At 70.7% G+C, this 15,614-nt stretch carries 11 protein-coding genes, 6 pseudogenes and 1 riboswitch; of the genes and pseudogenes, 6 read left to right on the top strand and 11 right to left on the bottom strand.

All coding sequences use genetic code 11. The annotated features are described in order from the left end of the window. Positions 1-337: 337 nt before the first annotated feature. The 4 genes and pseudogenes from CK485_RS08050 to CK485_RS08065 all read right to left on the bottom strand — a co-directional run. Positions 338-1,025 (bottom strand): annotated as a pseudogene (locus CK485_RS08050) (transposase); the annotation flags it as partial. A gap of 149 nt (positions 1,026-1,174) precedes the next feature. Then, the gene (locus tag CK485_RS08055) at positions 1,175-1,789 is read right to left on the bottom strand and encodes a TetR/AcrR family transcriptional regulator (protein ID WP_109448566.1); all 615 of its coding nucleotides are present in this window, start codon (positions 1,787-1,789) and stop codon (positions 1,175-1,177) included. A gap of 354 nt (positions 1,790-2,143) precedes the next feature. Further along, positions 2,144-2,263, bottom strand: a pseudogene (locus tag CK485_RS29480) (LLM class flavin-dependent oxidoreductase); the annotation flags it as partial. 40 nt (positions 2,264-2,303) lie between these two features. After that, positions 2,304-3,236: an alpha/beta fold hydrolase gene (locus CK485_RS08065; protein WP_109448568.1), complete on the bottom strand. Its 933-nt coding sequence runs from the start codon at positions 3,234-3,236 to the stop codon at positions 2,304-2,306. A 538-nt stretch (positions 3,237-3,774) separates the two neighbouring features. On the opposite strand from CK485_RS08065, the pseudogene CK485_RS29485 reads away from it, so the two are divergent. The 4 genes and pseudogenes from CK485_RS29485 to CK485_RS08090 form a co-directional block, all read left to right on the top strand. Next, positions 3,775-3,897, top strand: a pseudogene (locus tag CK485_RS29485) (type I-E CRISPR-associated endonuclease Cas1); the annotation flags it as partial. A gap of 124 nt (positions 3,898-4,021) precedes the next feature. Beyond that, positions 4,022-4,843: a hypothetical protein gene (locus CK485_RS08080; protein WP_109448570.1), complete on the top strand. Its 822-nt coding sequence runs from the start codon at positions 4,022-4,024 to the stop codon at positions 4,841-4,843. A gap of 298 nt (positions 4,844-5,141) precedes the next feature. After that, positions 5,142-5,771 carry a sigma-70 family RNA polymerase sigma factor gene (locus CK485_RS08085; protein ID WP_109448572.1) on the top strand — a complete coding sequence of 210 codons (630 nt, stop codon included), beginning with the start codon at positions 5,142-5,144 and terminating at the stop codon, positions 5,769-5,771. Between the two features lie 64 nt (positions 5,772-5,835). Then, positions 5,836-6,567, top strand: a complete 732-nt coding sequence (locus CK485_RS08090) for a YcnI family protein (protein WP_109448574.1) — start codon at positions 5,836-5,838, stop codon at positions 6,565-6,567. Between the two features lie 68 nt (positions 6,568-6,635). On the opposite strand, the gene CK485_RS08095 is transcribed toward CK485_RS08090, so the two are convergent. The 7 genes and pseudogenes from CK485_RS08095 to CK485_RS08125 form a co-directional block, all read right to left on the bottom strand. Beyond that, the gene (locus CK485_RS08095; protein WP_109448576.1) at positions 6,636-7,052 is read right to left on the bottom strand and encodes a substrate-binding domain-containing protein; all 417 of its coding nucleotides are present in this window, start codon (positions 7,050-7,052) and stop codon (positions 6,636-6,638) included. Between the two features lie 160 nt (positions 7,053-7,212). Then, entirely contained in the window at positions 7,213-7,521 is a 309-nt protein-coding gene (locus CK485_RS08100) for a hypothetical protein (RefSeq protein ID WP_146214504.1), read from the bottom strand. 104 nt (positions 7,522-7,625) lie between these two features. Continuing rightward, positions 7,626-8,753, bottom strand: a complete 1,128-nt coding sequence (locus CK485_RS08105; protein ID WP_109448580.1) for a HoxN/HupN/NixA family nickel/cobalt transporter — start codon at positions 8,751-8,753, stop codon at positions 7,626-7,628. Positions 8,754-8,786: 33 nt separating this feature from the next. After that, positions 8,787-8,979: riboswitch (cobalamin riboswitch) on the bottom strand. 81 nt (positions 8,980-9,060) lie between these two features. After that, positions 9,061-11,704 (bottom strand): annotated as a pseudogene (gene alaS, locus CK485_RS08110) (alanine--tRNA ligase). A 21-nt stretch (positions 11,705-11,725) separates the two neighbouring features. Beyond that, complete coding sequence (locus tag CK485_RS08115; protein ID WP_109448583.1) at positions 11,726-12,280, bottom strand: GNAT family N-acetyltransferase; 555 nt, start codon at positions 12,278-12,280, stop codon at positions 11,726-11,728. Between the two features lie 5 nt (positions 12,281-12,285). Next, positions 12,286-13,340, bottom strand: a pseudogene (gene tsaD, locus CK485_RS08120) (tRNA (adenosine(37)-N6)-threonylcarbamoyltransferase complex transferase subunit TsaD). Positions 13,341-13,525: 185 nt separating this feature from the next. After that, on the bottom strand, positions 13,526-14,668 hold the full coding sequence (locus CK485_RS08125; protein WP_241968220.1) for a HoxN/HupN/NixA family nickel/cobalt transporter: 1,143 nt from the start codon (positions 14,666-14,668) through the stop codon (positions 13,526-13,528). Between the two features lie 127 nt (positions 14,669-14,795). Between CK485_RS08125 and CK485_RS08130 the strand changes: the two genes are divergently transcribed. Beyond that, entirely contained in the window at positions 14,796-15,257 is a 462-nt protein-coding gene (locus CK485_RS08130) for a Fur family transcriptional regulator (RefSeq protein WP_109448581.1), read from the top strand. 208 nt (positions 15,258-15,465) lie between these two features. Continuing rightward, positions 15,466-15,614, top strand: a pseudogene (locus tag CK485_RS08135) (superoxide dismutase); the annotation flags it as partial.

The following is a 15,614-nucleotide window of genomic DNA, read 5'->3' on the forward strand; positions in this document are numbered from 1 at the left end:
GCATGGTGGCCACTTCGCCGCGCTGGAGCAGCCGGATTCACTGGTCCAGCAGGTACGCGGGTTCTTCCGCCTGTTCCGCTGACTGCCCGTACCACCCCCTGGCAAGCCCGAGCCCAGGGGATGGTCCTGTCCGCCACCGGTACTGACCCTGTGCGGCCCCGTGACGGCTGCCCCTGCCGACGGGGCGGCCGTCACGGTCTTCCGGCGCGCACGTCCTGCTGTGTAGCGAACGGTGGAACTCGGTGAGTTCTATTCAGCGGCGTCCGGCGGTGAGTCGGCCGTCGAAGGTGATGTCGAAGGCTTGGAGTGCGGCCTTCCAGCGCATGGTCCAGCGTTAGCGTCCGGTCCCGGTCAGGTCCAGGCTCATGACGGCCAGGTAGACGCATTGGAGGGCGGCCTGGTCGGTGGGGAAGTGCCCCCGGGCCCGGACGGCCTTGCGGATCCACAGGCCCAGGATGTCCCGGTGTCCCTCGGCGGTGACCGCGACCGCCATGTACACGGGCCGGTTGGCGACCTGCCCGTCCCTGATCTGCACGTTCACACAATCGATGAAGACGACCGGGTAGACGCTGTCCAGCGGACGGTTCTGCCATTCCGCCATGCCGGCCATCACGCTGTCGGTGATCGTGGAGATCGTGGACTTGGAGATCTCCGCGCCGTACACCTCGGCGAGATGCGCGGAGATCCCCGTGCGTCAGCCCTTTCGCCGACAGCGACAGAACCATCTCGTCCACGGCGCCCAGACGCCGCTGACGCTTCCTGACCAGCTGCGGCTCGAACGACCCGGCCCGGTCACGGCACCGTGATCTCGACCGGCCCCGACTCGGTGATCAGCGTCTTGGACCGGTGCCCGTTGCGGTAGTTGTCCCGGCCGCCCTCGGCCCGCTCGCCGGGCTCGTGCACCAGATGATCAGTGAGCTCGCCCTCCAGCGCGGACTCCAGCACCCGCTTGGTCAGCTGCTGCAGGAGGCCGCCCTCCCCGGTAGGAGCTTCACGTCACCGGCCTGAGCCCGGGCAACCAACTCGGCCACCAGCCCGTCGTCCACGGCGCCCCTCCCACTCACAGCGGCCTTCCCGGCCTCGGTGTCACTCGTCACGTCAGCCATCAACTGTCGCTTCCAGCTCGGGAGTTACACCACTCACCGCACAGACCCCGGGACCCGGCTCGGCGGCACTATTCCGGTTGGTTGTCTGCCAGTGCCGGGACAGGCAGGGCAAGGCCGGCGAGAAGCAGGTCGATCATTTGCCGAGACCGGTAGTCAGGGAAGGTCTCCACCCCGATACACAGGTTGCCGATGCCGAGCATGAAGTCGTAAGCCCGCACGTCGACCCGTGTGTAGCCGGCGGTGGCGGAGGCCTTCAGCAACTGGTCGAGGACGGGCAGCAGGCGGTCGACGAACTCGGCGTGAAGGGTCTCGAACCCGGCTTGGTCGGAGTGCAGCGCCTCGGCCAAGCCGTGCTTGGTGACCAGGAAGTCGGCAAACCGGTGCACCCACAGCCGCAAGGCCTCATAAGGTGTGTCAGCGGCCGGGGGGGTGTCCGCGGCGGCGGCGAGCGTGTCGAGTTGGTGCTTGAAGACGCCGACCACCAGGTCTGCCCGGGTGGGGAAGTGGCGGTAGATGGTGCCCATGCCGAGGCCCGATTCGGCGGCGATCTCCCGCACGGGAGCGTCGATTCCCATACGGACGAACACGGCCGCGGCTGCTTCCAGGAGCTTCTGCTCGTTTCGGCGGACATCGGATCGCCTGGCCCGGCCGCCGCTGGACGATGACGTCGCGTCCGTGGGCACGTGGTCACCTCCAGCGGCACGGGGGAGCGGTGCTCCTCACTCAATATGGAGCGCGGCTCCACATCCTCGGTCTGGCGCATTCTCGCACATTGAAGTCCTGGATTCCCACCTCTAGAGGGGTGCGTTCCGACGCGTGGCGCCACGGCGGAACCAACGACAGCCTGAGGGAGGGGGTTTGCGTGGCCGGCTGCAGAGAACATGCCCGCATCGTCGAGGGCTCGCGCCGGGGATCGTACGCTCGGCCCCTGAAAGGGCCGGCTCGTCAGGGGTCGAGAGACAGGGCAGATGGCCGAAGGCCGTCACCGCCTTCACTGCGACATTCGGCAGCTGGTGGAAGAACTGACGGGTCCGGAGGTTGCCGCCGTTCGGCATAAGGTGGTCGAACGCCCAGGCGTGCTCGATCTGCGCCATGCCGTCCGCCTCGCGCCACACCCGTAGCAGGTCGCTGTAGGCGACCTGCGCCGAGGCGGTCATGATTGCGAAATTGGGCTGCGAGGCGGCTCGAGAGGACCGCTCACTTCGAGTCGATCTTTCCCAGCGGATCGGTGCCCGCCTCCAGGGAGCGGCGGGCGGCGGGCCATACGTCGCCGTCGAGACCGAGCGCTGTCCGCATGTACGCCAGCGTTAGCTGCTGGACGAGTGCGACCCGCTCGGGGCTTGGGTCGGTGGTCCGCGTGTCATTGGAACCCTGGATGCCGCCCAGTCCGTGCTCGGCACCGAACAGGGTCACCAGATCGGTGACGCCGGAGCTGAGACGGTAGCCGTCGGTGAACCAGTCCGGACCGCGTACCGTCAGCGGCGACTGATCACGGTCACCGGCGATCATGAGGCTCGGCGTCTTCAGTTCGGCGAAGTCCGGGCTCATGAAGGGGAAGTACTGGGCTGCCAACGGGCTCAGGTCCTGTCCGCCCACACCGGGCAGGCACAGCAGCACCGCGGCCTTCACCCTCGGGTCGGTCATGCTCTGCCCGGCCGTGCCGTCGGCATCGTTGACCCGCGCGCCCGCCAGGGTGCTGGCGGTCTGCGCGCCCCATGAGTGTCCCGCGGCCACGATGCGGTCGGGGTCGATGCGGCCGCCCAGTCCGGGCACACCCGCCTCGATGGCTTCGAGTTGGTCGAGGACGCCGGTCAGGTCATCTGTGCGGATGCGCCAGATGAGCGGAGCCCGCGGATCGTCGGGAGGCAGGCCCAGCGAGTCGAGATGGGTGGGCTGGATGACGACGAAGCCGTGGGCGGCCCAGAAGTCGGCCAACGGGGCGTAGTCGTCCATGGTCAAGGTCATGCCGTGGGAGAAGACGACCACCGGCAGGCCGTGGCCGGTGGTCGGCGCGGTGACCCGCACCTGAAGGTCTTGGCCGCGGTCCGGGGAGGCCAGGGTGACCGGCCGGACCGAGATGACGGGGGTGCTGGATTCGATGCCGCCGACGGCGGATGTGGTGTCGCTCATGGGATGGACGCCTTTCGTAGAAGGTCCCAAGGGGCCGTGCCGTGGCGCCGGAACAGAATCAAAATATGGAGCGCCGCTCCGCATTACGATACGGAGCGATGTTCCTCTTTACAAGTGGGAGAGAGGCGCGCCTCGGCACGCCGCCCCTGCGGCCCACTGGTGACGGTCGGAGGTTGACGCTCGAAGAGGGGCTTGTTGGTGCACGAGGCGGTGGCTGGCCTGGGGCGTTGCGGGTTCACTGACTTTGGCTCATCAGGGAGGGCGGGCGGCCTACAGGGGCTACATCTATCGAGGCCGGCCGGGCCCGCACTCCGGTCGTGAGGCCAGCGGCCGCCGCTCGCCAGGACTGATCGCCATGCCATGTGCGAATTGATCGCAGAGCGTGCCTGGCTGAGAGCCTTCCTCCTGCCCGCCTACTCGCCCGACCTCAAACTCGTGGAGTGGGTCTGGGCACACGTCACGCCGGAGGCTCGCCAACCGAGCCGGCACTCGACCCGACTCGAGGCTCTTGTACGCAACCGGCTCAAGCGCCTGCAGTACCGGGGTCCCGTGGACCAAAAGCGACTACAAGCCCGGGGACGCCTTCGCGGCGGGCGACGACGTGAACCGACTGCTGTCCGCCGCCAACTCCGCCCTCTACGGAATCTGCCACGCCGTGATGCCGGTATCGGAGGCACGGCGCACTATTGCTCTGTTCCACGGACCGGTAGTCGGACGGGCGCCGCGTCCGGTTCCCGCCGCCCCCCTGTTCGTCCGGAAAGCGTGGATGGGACGATGAGGCCGCTATGACGACAGGGCGGGGCTCCAGGGTGACGCGGGCGGCGATGTTCGCCTCCGTCTGCGTGCCGTTCGCCGCCCTCGGCCACATCCTGATGTCCGGGGCCGGCATTCCCGGCTGGATGCTGCTGATCGCGGGAGCCGTGACCGCCGGCGTCGGCTGGGCGTTCGCCGGGCGTGAACGCGGCCGGGGCCTCGTCACCGGCGTGACCGTCGTCGTCCAGCTCGCGCTGCACTCGCTGTTCTCCCTCGGGCAGGCCGTCGCCGCGCCCAGTGGGGCCGGTTCGCCGGCTCAGCGGTGGGCGGCCGTCCTGCTGTGCGGTCCGGGGGCCGCCGCCGGGATCTCCCCGGCCGACGCGGAACGGGTCGTGCGCACGGCGGGACTCGGCGGCCACCTCAACGCACCGCCGTCCGGCATGAGTTCGACACCGGGAATGCGTGACATGGCCGGGATGGCGAACATGCCGGGTATGTCCAGCGGACACGGTGCCCCGGCCGTACATGCCGCGACGTCGATGGGCATGTCCGGCATGGGTGCGATGGCGCACGGTTACGGCCTGGCCGGCATGGTGGCCGCCCACGTGCTGGCCGCCGTGCTCTGCGGTGTCTGGCTGGCCTATGGGGAGCGTGCCGCGTTCCAGCTCGGCCGGGCGGTCGCCGCCCGGCTGTTCTCGCCGCTCGTGCTCCTGCTGTGGACCCCGCCGACGGCGCTTCGGCCGTTGCCGCGACGCGGCGGGACGCGGTCGCGCAGGCGTGCCCGGTCGCTGCTGCTCGCCCACGCCATCGTCTCCAGGGGGCCGCCGCGGGCGGCGGTCGTGCTGCCCGCCTGACGTCCCTCCCCGCCCTCCGGCCGGGGGTCCTCCGGCGCGGCTGACGACCGCTCGTACCGACGCGACGGCGTGGACCGGACCGGAATCCGCGCGGCCGGGCGCCCTCGCGGGCTTCCCGCGCCGCCGCGTGCGGCCTGTGACCGTGGAACCGAGCCGGGGTCCCGCCTCAGCCGCGTCGTCAACGCCCCCGCGGACGTGCCGTCCTGAGCACGTCGCCCAGCGCCGTGCCCGGGGAGCGTCCGCTTCATGTCACCGGGCGGCCCGACGCCGTCCGGATCACCTCCAAGGACCCTTGGTGATGACCCCTGCCCTCAGTACGCCCGCGCGCCCCCGGCGGCCTGGTGCTCGTGACACCGCCCCCGGGCCGTACGCGGCCACCGACGCCGCGGTGACCGAGCTGGCCCTCGCGGCCCGCGACGGCTCACCGCTCGCCGTCGACCGCTTCGTGCGCGCCACCCGGCTCGACGTGTGGCGCTACGTGGCCTACCTCAGCGGCGACCGCCAGGCCGCCGACGACCTGACACAGGAGACCTACCTGCGCGTCCTGCGCAGCCTGCCCCGGTTCGAGGGGCGGTCCTGCGCGCGTACCTGGCTGCTGTCCATAGCGCGCCGGACGGTCGCCGACCGCTTCCGGTACGCCGCCAGCAGGCCCCGGCTGTCCGACACCGCCGACTGGCAGCTCGTGGCGGAGCGCACGCAGCCGCACGGTCTGCCCGGCTTCGAGGACGGCCTGGCCCTGCGCGAACTGCTGGACGCCCTGCCCGACGAACGCCGCGAGGCGTTCGTCCTGACCCACCTGGTCGGCCTGCCGTACGCGGAGGCCGCCACCGTCACCGGCTGCCCGGTCGGAACGGTGCGTTCGCGGGTGGCGCGCGCCAGGACCTCGCTGATCCACGCCATCGAGGCCGCGGAACTCGTCGCGGCCTGACCCCCGGTGGGAGGGCGGCTCCCGGAGCCGCCCTCCCGTCCCACGCTCCAAGGAGTTCACCCCCATGTCGCTTCCCCAGACCCCCACTCGCGGTTCGCTGCTGTTGCGTCGTGCCGTGCTGACCGGCGGCCTCGCCGCCGCGACCGTCCTGGCCGGTGCCGGAGCCGCGTTCGCCCACGTCACCGTGCACCCCGACAGCTACCCGCGGGGCAGCGAGGACGGCACGATCACCTTCCGGGTGCCGAACGAGGAGGACCACGCCGACACCACCAAGGTCGACGTCTACTTCCCCGCCGGGCAGCCCATCCCCTCCGTCCTGGTCTCGCCCGTCCCCGGTTGGACGGCACAGGTCAAGAGCGTCGACCTCAAGACCCCGATCAAGACCGACGACGGCGACATCACCACGGCCGTCTCGGAGATCGTCTGGACCGGAGGGAGGATCGCCCCGGGCCAGTACCAGGACTTCACCGTGGCCTTCGGCCAGCTGCCCACCTCAGGCAAGGAGCTGGTCTTCAAGGCGCTCCAGACCTACTCGGACGGCGACATCGTCCGCTGGATCGACGAGCAGCAGCCGGGCCAGTCGGAGCCCGAGCACCCCGCGCCGACCCTGAAACTCACGCCGGCCTCCGCCGACAGCGACGACGACGCGTCCCCCGCTCCCGCGAAGCAGCAGAGGGCGGCCACGGCGGACGACTCCACCGCCAGGGACCTCGGCATCGCGGGCCTCGCGGTGGGCGTCCTGGGCCTGGCCGCCGCCGCGTTCGCATTGGTCAGGGCACGGCGGAACGCCGTCTGATCGACAGGGCCGCCATGTGCTGCCCGGCGGTTCGTCGGGCAACACATGGCGGCGGCCCTGTGACGGGGTCAGCCAGGACGCGTGGAGGCGCGTGTCCCAAGTGCCCAGTCGTGGTGGCGGATTGCGTCCGCCGGTGTGCGGTCGGCCAGGATGTCGCACAGGAGGGCGGAGCAGGCGCGGCCGTAGTCGGCGGGGCGCAGGTCGATGGCGGTGATCGGCGGGTGACTGGTCCGGGTGGCCACGCCGTCCACGCAGGAGGCGACCAGGAAGTCGCGGCCGACGGCGCGGCCCGCCGCGATCGCCGCGCCCAGGACACCGGGAGCCGCGCCGTCGGGGCCGCAGATCACCGCGTCGATCGCGGGGTCCTCCGCGAGCAGGAGCCGGGTCGTCTCCGCCGCTTCGCCGGGCGTGGCCGCGAAGGGCACGGAACGCACGACGACCGGGATCCGGTGCGTCGCAGCCCAGGACGTGGCCGTCGACCGCAGTGCCTGCGCCCAGGCGGAGTCGCCCCGCGGTGTGCGGCAGGTGCAGGCCGATCGCCCCGACGCCTACGCACCGCTCACCGCCACGGACTGAGCCCGGTGGAACGCGTTCACGCGGCGGGCGCGTTCCAGGCCGTAAGGCGCCGCCGTGCCGAACGGCTCGTTACCGCGGCTGTCCTTCGTCCCGACTGCGGGTGAGGAAGCGGCAGGCTGGGCACTCCGGCCTCGTGGCCTCCGGTTCCCGCAGCGAGCCGGAGCAGGTGTGCGGTGCGCGCGTCGCGAGCAAGGCGCGCGCCTGCGCCACCAGTTCCTCCAGGGTGTCGAGCTGCTGACGTGCCTTTCTCAGACGGGTGTGCTGGGCGCCGACCTGTCGTCGGCTGGCGTCGAGCCGCTCATACTCCTCTTGTGGAAGAAGCACGATCTCCCGGCCGTTGAGCCGCATCCGAGTCGGCTTCGGCGCGTGTGTGGACATGGGATTTCTCGCCTCACCTGGTCCGCCCGCCGTCGGGCGTCCTGCATCGAACGCCCACGCCTCGCCCTGCCGGATCAGGCAGGGCGAGGCGTGGGCGTGGCGGGTCAGCCCGCTTCCGGGGCTTCCGTCTTGGCGCCCCAGCGGTGTTCGACTTTGGCGAGGCGCCAGTAGGCGAGGGCGCAGGCCCACACGACGACGAAGAGGCCGACGATGACGTATCCGACGTTGTTGAGATCGATGCCGGAGATCCAGTTCGTGAGGCCGTCCTTGAGTCCGGCGTTGTCGTGCAGGACGCCGACGAGTTCGATGGTGCCGATGACGAACGCGACGGCGATGGACAGGCCGGTGATGGTGAGGTTGTAGTAGACCTTGCGCACGGGGTTGGAGAACGCCCAGTGGTAGGCGAAGTTCATGAACGTGCCGTCGAGGGTGTCGAACAGGCTCATGCCGGCGGCGAACAGCAGGGGCAGGCAGAGGATCGCGTACCACGGCAGGCCGGCGGCGGCGCCGGAGCCGGCCATCACCATGAGGGCGACCTCGGTGGCGGTGTCGAAGCCGAGGCCGAACAGCACGCCGACCGGGTACATCTGGCCGGGTCGGCGGATGGACTTGGTCATCCGGCCCAGGATGCGGTTCATGAAGCCGCGGTTGTCGAGGTGCTTTTCCAGCTCGTGCTCGTCGAAGTTCCCGGCGCGCATGGCTTTGAAGACGCGGTAGATGCCGGTGAGGGCGACGAGGTTGAGTGCGGCGATGAGGTAGAGGAAGGTGCCGGAGACGGTGGTGCCGATCACGCCGAGGGTGACGTGGGCGGAGGAGTTCTCGTCGACGAGGGTTCCGGCGACCTTGGCGCCGGCGGCGATGAGTCCGGCCATGGCAATGACGATGGTGGAGTGTCCGATGGCGAACCAGAATCCCACGGATATGGGGCGCTGTCCGTCGGCCATGAGCTTGCGGGTGGTGTTGTCGATGGCGGCGATGTGGTCGGCGTCGAAGGCGTGCCGCATGCCGAGGGTGTACGCGGTCACCCCGAGCCCGACGCCGAACGCCTGCTTGCCCACGGTGTAGTGGTGCGGCGCGACCATCATCACCAGGATCGCGAAGGCCAGCACGTGCAGCGCGGCGATCACCGACAGCAGGACGCCGGTGCGTATCCAGTCGGCCCGGCCGAAGCGCTGGGGGACCGTGGTCGCGGGCGTGTCCGGGGAAGCGGACGTCTTTTCGGGCAGGGCCATGTCGGGGCAGCCTCTCCAGCACCTCGTGGACAGTTCGTCATGCGGTGCCGTGGCCGGTCTCCTGGCTGACAGGTCGAACGCCGCCGCGTCCGCCTTCCCGGGCCGAGGCCCAGTGGCTCCCGCCGCGCGAACGGCGGGGACGACACGATGACTCCCTGATCACAGTGGCGAGGGCCGCTCCGGTATCGCACCGGTCTTCCCGAACACCACGGCCCGGCAAGACTAGGGGCCGGATCGAGCCACTGACAAGTCATCTCAGTTGCAAGCTCTTGGCAATAAAATCCTGGTCGCGCCTTTACGGATCCGTTCAGCCCGTCGAGACGACGCGCGGCACGTCGGCCAGCACCTGGCGAAGCCGGTCGCGTGGCACGCCACCTCCCTGGGCGATCTGCGCCGAGCCGCCGCCGCGGCCGTTCAGCAGACGCTTGACGAGGGTGGAGGCGTTGAGTCCGCCTCGTTGGCGGGACGGTTGAGGGTGACGACGAGGCCGCCGTCCTCGGTGGCCACCGCCACCACACCGGACTGCCCGGTGGGAAGCCGGTCGCGGACGGCCAGCGCCAGGGCCCGCGCGTCGGCCGCGGTACCCCGCATGGTCGTGGTGACGACCAGGGAGCCGTTCGCGTCGACGCCCCCGGCGGCCAGTTCGGCGGCCCGCACGGTTGTCGCCTCGGACTTCAGGCGGGCGTTCTCCCGGTCCGCCGCCTTCAGCCGGTCCAGGAGGCCGGCGATCCGCTCGGTCAACTCCGCCCGCGGCGCGCCGAGTTGTTCGGCGATGCGGGAGACCAGGTCGCGTTCGCGGGCGAGGTAGTCGAAGCCCTCGATGCCCACGGCGGCCTCCACGCGGCGCATGCCCGCGCCGACCGAGGACTCGGCGGTCAGGGCGACGGTGCCGATCTGGGAGGCGTGCGCGACGTGTGTTCCGCCGCACAGCTCCCGTGACCACGGGCCGCCGATCTCGACGACCCGGACCTTCTCCCCGTACGTCTCGTCGAAGAGGGCGAGCGCGCCGATCTCCTTGGCCTCGGGCAGGGTCATCCAGCGCACTCCGACCGGGAGGTCCCTGCGCAGGGCGCGGTTGGCGGCCTCCTCGATCTCGCCGCGGACCGTGGGGGACAGGGCACCGCGCCAGGGGAAGTCCAGGCGCAGGTAGCCGGGCCGGTTGTAGGAGCCGGACTGCAGGGCCGTGGGGCCCAGGATCTCGCGCAGGGCGGCGTGCAGGCGTGGGTGCCGGAGTGCGCCTGGCGGGCGCCGAGCCGCCACTCGGGGTCGACGGCGGCGACCACGGAGTCACCTGTCGTCAACTCGCCCGTCATCACGCGTACGTGGTGGGTGACCAGCCCGGGCAGGGGCCGCTGGACGTCGAGGACCTCGGTCTCCGCGTCGGCTCCCGAGAGCCATCCGGCGTCGCTGTCCTGGCCGCCGGACTCGGCGTAGAAGGGGGTGCGGTCCAGGATCACGGTGACGATCTCGCCCGCACGGGCGACCGGTACCGGCCCGGTGGCGCCGAGCACGCCCAGCACCCGCGACTCCGTCGTCAACGTGTTCCAGGCCCGCCAGTCGGTGGGGCCGTTCGCGTCCAGCAGCGCACGCAGCGCGGAAGTGTCCGCCGTACCACCGGACTTGCGGGCGCGGGCGTCGGCGCGGGCCCGCTCGCGCTGGTCGTTCATGAGGGCCGTGAACCCCTCGCGGTCTACCTCGACGCCCTGCTCTGCGGCCATCTCCAGGGTCAGGTCGATGGGGAAGCCGTACGTGTCGTGCAGCAGGAACGCCTGGGCTCCCGGCAGCGTGCGCCCGCCATCCTTCTTGACCTGGGACACGGCGGTGTCGAGAACGGTGGTGCCCTGCTTGAGCGTCGCGCGGAAGGCGTCCTCCTCGCCGCACGCCTGGTCGCTGATCCGCGCGTAGGACTCCGTGACCTCGGGGTAGCCGGGGGCCATGCAGTCCCGGGCCGTGGCCAGCAGCTCGGGCAACGCCGGTTCCTGGTGGCCGAGTTGGCGCATCGAGCGGACGGCGCGGCGGATGATGCGGCGCAGGACGTAGCCGCGTCCCTCGTTGCCGGGCGCGGTGCCGTCGGCCAGCAGCATCGACGCGGTGCGCACGTGGTCGGCGACCACCCGCAGCCGTATGTCGGCCCGCGGGTCGGATCCGTAGCGCACCGAGGCGAGTTCGGCGGCTCGGTCCAGGATCGGACGGGTCTCGTCGATCTCGTAGAGGTTGTCCTTGCCCTGGAGCAGGGTGGCCATGCGCTCCAGACCCATGCCGGTGTCGATGTTGCGGCGCGGCAGCTCGCCGAGGATCGGTTAGCCGGACTTGCCCACGCCTTCACCGCGTTCGTACTGCATGAAGACGAGATTCCAGAACTCCATGTAGCGGTCCTCGTCGACTGCCGGGCCGCCCTCACGGCCGAGCGACGGGCCGCGGTCGTAGTACAGCTCCGAGCACGGACCGCACGGGCCCGGCACACCCATCGACCGGAAGTTGTCCTCGTCCCCGCGGGCCACGATCCGCCGCTCGGGCAGCCCCGCGACCTCGCGCCAGATGCCGCGCGCCTCGCTGTCGGAGTGGTGGACGGTCACCCAGATCCGGTCGGGGTCGAGTCCGTAGCCGCCGTCCACGACCGGCGCCGTGGACAGTTCCCAGGCGAGGGCGATGGCCTCCCGCTTGAAGTAGTCGCCGAAGGAGAAGTTCCCGTTCATCTGGAAGAACGAGCCGTGCCGGGTGGTCTTGCCGACCTCCTCGATGTCCAGGGTGCGCACGCACTTCTGCACGCTGGTGGCCCTGGGCCACGGCGCCTTGTGCTCGCCGGCCAGGTACGGCTTGAACGGGACCATGCCCGCGTTGACGAACAGCAGCGTGGGATCGGGCGTCGGCAGCGGCGTGCTGGGGACCACGGTGTGGCCTCGGGCGGCGAAGAAGTCCAGGAAACGGGTGCGGATCTCGGCGGTGCGCAAGGGGAGTTGCTCCGAATCGGCTCAGTCGGACGGGATGGCGGGATGGCGCGGGGCGAGGAAGACCGCCATGCCCCGGCCCTCGGGCGCAGGGTGGACGATCTGCCGCCAGCCCAGTTGCCGGTAGAAGCGCACGGCGTCCGGGGCCCGTACCGACGTCATCAGCCACGACGAGTCGTCGGGGGCCCGGCTCGTGACGGCGTCGAGGAGCGCGGTGCCCAGACCGCGGCCCCGGGCCTCGGCGCGCACCGCGAGCTCGTCGACCTCCTGGCTGCCGCAGAGCCAGGAGCCGGTCAGCTCGGGGCCGAGCGCCGCCGCGACCTGGGGGTAGCAACGGTCGCCGGGGAACGGCGCGGGGGTGAGCCAGGCCGTGCAGAAGCCCAGCAGCCGCTGCCCGTCGAAGGCCAGCGCGGCATGGAACCCGGGCCGGTCGGCGTGGCCCTCCAGTCGGCTCAAGAACGCGTTGGCGTACGTGTCGTCCTCGTGCCAGGGCGCGTCGCCGAAGGCGTCCGCGTACACCTCGCGCAGGTCAGTGGCGTGGGGCAGGATCTCCCCGCCGCACAGGAGCAGCGTCCGCATGGTCGTCACGCGGCTCTCGGCGCGACCGGTCGGGCGACGGGGTGCAGGGCGGCGTACTCCAGCGGCGCGGACGGGTCGATCGAGACGTCCAGCGGGGCGGGGTCGGCTCCGGCGCGGACCAGCAGGTCGCCGACGGCGGCGATATCGCGCCGTTGTCGGTGCACAACTTCATTGGCGGTACGCGCAGTTCGATGCCGGCGGCCTCGCAGCGCTCCTGGGCCAGTGACCGTACGCGGGAGTTGGCGGCCACTCCGCCGACCACGACCAGGGTCTTCACGTCGTGGTCCCGGCAGGCGGTGACCGCCTTGCGGGTGAGGACGTCGGCGACCGCCTCCTGCAACGAGGCGGCCGCGTCGGCCACGTGGAGCGATCCGCCGTTGTGAGCCTCCGACCAGCGGGCGGCGGCGGTCTTCAGGCCGGAGAAGGAGAAGGCGTAGCGGTCGTCGCGCGGTCCCGTCATGGGCCGGGGGAAGCGGATGGCGTCCGGATCGCCCTCGCGGGCCGCCCGGTCGATCGCCGGGCCGCCCGGATAGGGCAGCCCGAGCACACGGGCGACCTTGTCGAAGCACTCCCCGGCGGCGTCGTCCAGGGTGTCCCCGAGGTGGACGATGGGGTCGCGGGCGAGATCCCGTACGAGCAGCAGCGAGGTGTGGCCGCCGGAGACGATCAGCACCATGCACGGGTCGGGCAGCGGGCCGTGCTCCAAGGTGTCGGCGGCCACGTGTCCCGCGAGGTGGTGGACCCCGTACAGCGGCACGCCCAGGGTGTACGCGTAGGACTTCGCGGCGGCCACGCCCACCTGCAACGCGCCCGACAGGCCGGGCCCCGTGGTCACGGCCACCGCGCCGACGTCGCTCAGCCGCAGGCCCGCGTCGGCGAGCGCCTGCCGCACCACCGGGCCCATGGCGTGCACGTGCGCCCGGGAGGCGATCTCGGGCACGACGCCGCCGTAGCGCGCGTGCTCGTCCATGCTGGACGCCACCGCGTGCCCCAGCAGTACCCCGTCGCGCACCAGGCCCGCGCCTGTCTCGTCGCACGACGACTCGATCCCCAGCACCACCGGCGAACCCGAACCCGCCACCACGGCCTCCCGACACCTCTGACTTAATGCGCTGAATACGCACCTGCAACCATTGTGCAATAAGACCGGGTGGTGTCTCGTACCCCGGCGCACACGACGCGGGCCCCGGCCGGCGCGGCGTGTGCCGCCTGCCGACCGGGGCCCGCGGCACGGCCCTGCGCTCGTCAGCCCCCCGACGGGTCGGCGGGGCGCATGCCCGCGGACCACTTCTCCTCGACGCGGCCGACGCGCCAGTAGACCAGGGCCCCGATCCAGGTGATCAGGAAGAGGCCGACGATGACGAAGCCGATGGTGTTGAGGTCGAACGTGGCGATCCAGTTCCAGAAGGGACCGCCGAGGTCGAACTGTCCTTGCAGGATGGACAGCAGTTCGATCGTCCCGATGATCAGGGCGACGGCCACCGACAGCCCGGTGATGGTGATGTTGTAGTAGACCTTGCGCACCGGCCGGGAGAACGCCCAGCCGTAGGCGAAGTTCATGAACGAGCCGTCGATGGTGTCCAGCAGCGACATGCCGGCCGCGAACAGCACCGGCAGGCACAGGATCGCGTACCACGGCAGTCCGGACGCCGCGCCGGTGCCGGCGAGCACGAGCAGCGCGACCTCGGTGGCGGTGTCGAAGCCCAGGCCGAAGAGCACTCCGACGGGGTACATCTGCCATGGCTTGTTGATGGACTTCATCAGGCGGCCGAAGACGCGGTTCATGAACCCGCGGTTGTTCAGATGCTCCTCCAGCGCGGCTTCGTCGAACGCGCCGGACCGCATGTCGCGGAAGACCTTGAGGATGCCCAGCAGGATGACCAGGTTGATCGCGGCGATGACGTAGAGGAACGCGCCGGAGACCGTCGTGCCGATCAGGCCCGTGTAGTGGTGGAGGCTGGAGTTGTCGTCCTTGACCGGGCCGACCAGCTCTCTGACGCCGAGGCTCAGCAGGAGAGCCAGCAGGAAGACGATGGTGGAGTGGCCCAGCGAGAACCAGAAGCCCACCGACATCGGGCGCTGGCCGTCGTTCATCAGCTTGCGGGTGGTGTTGTCGATGGCGGATATGTGGTCCGCGTCGAAGGCGTGCCGCATGCCCAGGGTGTAGGCCGTCACCCCGATCCCGATGCCGAAGGACTTGGTGCCGAGGCTGTAGTGCTCGGGGGTCACGATCGCGACGAGGGTGAACCAGCCGATCACGTGCAGGGCCACGATGAAGGAGACCATCCCGGCGAGACGGGTCCACTCCCCGCGGGTCATGGACGTGGTGATCCGTTTCCAGTGGGAGGGGGTGGCGGTCTCGGACGGTGCGGCGGGAACCGTGGCCATGGGCGCACTTCCTTTACTGCCTCGGAGACGGCGGCGCGAAGCGTAGACGCGTGGCATTCCTAGTTGCAATATATTTGCAACAAGCGGCGGCGTCACGGGGTGACGCAGGAGGCGTGAGGAGGCTTCGGTGGGGCGCACGACGACCGGCACGCCCTCGGAGGCGGGGGCCCGTGCGGAGGAGACGCTGGCCCACTGCCGCGACCTGCTGCGGCGCAACGGCGGCCGGTGTACGCAGTCGCGCCTCCAGGTCGTACGAGCACTGGTCGAGGCGGGCGGGCATCTGCCCGCCCGGGTGATCCACGAGCGCATCCTCGCCGACGGCGGTTCGCTGGAGATGTCCACCGTCTACCGGGCTCTGGAGCGGCTCACCTCGATCGGGATCGTTCACTCCCTCACGACCGCGGCGGGGGAGAACAGCTACGGGCTGGTCGCCGAACCGCATCACCACCTCGTCTGCCGGGACTGCGGCGCCGTGGCAGAGCTGCCCGCCGCGCGCGTGGACGCGATGCTGCCTGAGGCGGTTGACCTGACCGGATTCGAGGTCGACACCGTGCTGCTCACTGGACGCTGCCCCCGTTGCCGCGCCTGACGCTTCGTCAATCCTGGTGCGGGGCCGACCGGAAACCGGCGGACGCCGGGTGCAAAGACGATCAGCGACCGCGCCTGGCAGGAAGCTGACGGGCCGACCCCACACATGACATGCTGAGGCGCATTGATAGTAATTGCAAGTACTGCGCAATAGTGTGACCAGGGCGCATGACTGTCTTCGTCGAACGTTGAAAGGGGTTGTGTCCCGCATGGGCACGTACTCGCTTCCCGACCTGTCGTACGACTACGCCGCGCTGGAACCGGCGATCACCGGGCAGATCCTGGAGCTGCACCACGCCAAGCACCACGCCGCCTACGTCAAGGGCGCCAACGACACGCTGGAGCAGATCGCCGAGGT

It is taken from the genome of Streptomyces sp. ICBB 8177, from assembly GCF_003144095.1.
Classification (GTDB): domain Bacteria; phylum Actinomycetota; class Actinomycetes; order Streptomycetales; family Streptomycetaceae; genus Streptantibioticus_D.